We start from the raw sequence: 1,517 nt of genomic DNA on the forward strand, positions 1-1,517 counted from the left end.
GAAAAAGCAACTGACAGAGGCAGAAAAGATCGTTTTACTCGAAAAAGAGATTGCCGAGTTGCGCGAAGAAAAACAGAAATTATTAGACCAGTTAGCCTATTTTCGCCGGGCGTTTTTCGGGCGTAAATCCGAGCGCTATTTACCGGAAGATCCCAATCAGTTAAAACTTGATTTTGCAGGGATGGAAGAGTTACCGGAAGAAAAAGAAGCCCGGGAAGAAGTACAAACCATTACCTATACCCGCGTTCACAAAAAAGAAACTCCGGCGAAACCCGTTCGGATGGCATTAGACCCAAGTTTGCGGAGAGAAGTAACGGTGATTGAGCCGGAAAACATACCGGAAGGCTCCAAATGTATCGGAGAAGAAATCACGGAACGATTGGAATATACCCCCGGCGAGTTTTGGGTAAAACGCATCGAACGTAAAAAATATGCCTTGCCCCAGGAAGCAGGCGTGATAATCGCCGTTCTTCCCACCCAAGTTTTACCCAAAAGCAATGCCGGAGCATCGTTATTGGCGCACTTGCTGGTCAGCAAATATCAGGATCATTTACCGTTTTATCGTCAAATAGAAATCTTTAAGCGTCAGGGCATCCATTTAGCCGCCTCCACCGTCAACGGCTGGTTTGCGGAAACCATCAAATTACTCACACCACTTTATGAAACACTCAGAAAAGAGGTAATGTCATCCGATTATATCCAAATGGACGAAACGACAATACCGGTAGTGGACAAAGACAAGCCGGGAGCTACCCGGAAAGGCTATCACTGGATCGTCCACGCACCACAATCCAAACAACTCTACTTCCATTACGATAAAGGTTCCCGTTCACAAAAAACAGCAATCAGTATCCTGAAAAATTTTAAGGGAGCACTGCAAAGTGATGGCTATGGAGCCTATACCATTTATGAAAACAAGCAGGATGTACTCTTGTTAGGCTGCTGGGCGCATGCCCGGCGCAAGTTTGAGAATGCCCTGAAAAATGATCCCCGCAGGGCAGACTATGCTTTGAAACAAATCCGTATGCTCTATGACCTGGAATATGATATGAAGCAGGAGGGATTGTCTGCACAAGAAATCAGGGAGATGCGCCATGAAAAGGCATATCCAATTATCAAGTCGTTTGAAAAATGGTTGGATGAAAATTACAGGAAAGTCCTCCCGCAATCCCTCATCGGTAAGGCTATCGCTTATGCTTATACCATCTATCCACGACTGGGTCGTTATGTCCTGGACGGAAGATACAATATCGACAATAATTTAGCCGAAAACGGTGTGAGACCTTTAGCCTTGGGCAGGAAAAACTACCTCTTCTGTGGGAATCACGAAGCCGCTGAACACACTGCTATCATCTACTCCCTGCTGGGAACCTGCAAACTCAACAACGTGAATCCGACAGAATGGTTGACCGATGTCCTGAATCGTATCAATGAACACAAAGTAAACGAACTAGCCGATTTGCTCCCTATGAACTGGGCGGAAAAAAATCCGCAAGGGTAGATTGCCGAATGCTTAC

1 protein-coding gene is annotated in these 1,517 nt (G+C 45.7%); it reads left to right on the forward strand.

What is annotated here, in order from left to right:
- On the forward strand, nucleotides 1-1,501 hold a 1,501-nt coding region (gene tnpC, locus ACYPWY_RS16195), incomplete at its 5' end, for an IS66 family transposase (protein WP_459686582.1).
- Nucleotides 1,502-1,517: the final 16 nt, after the last annotated feature.

Source organism: Viscerimonas tarda (assembly GCF_054601255.1).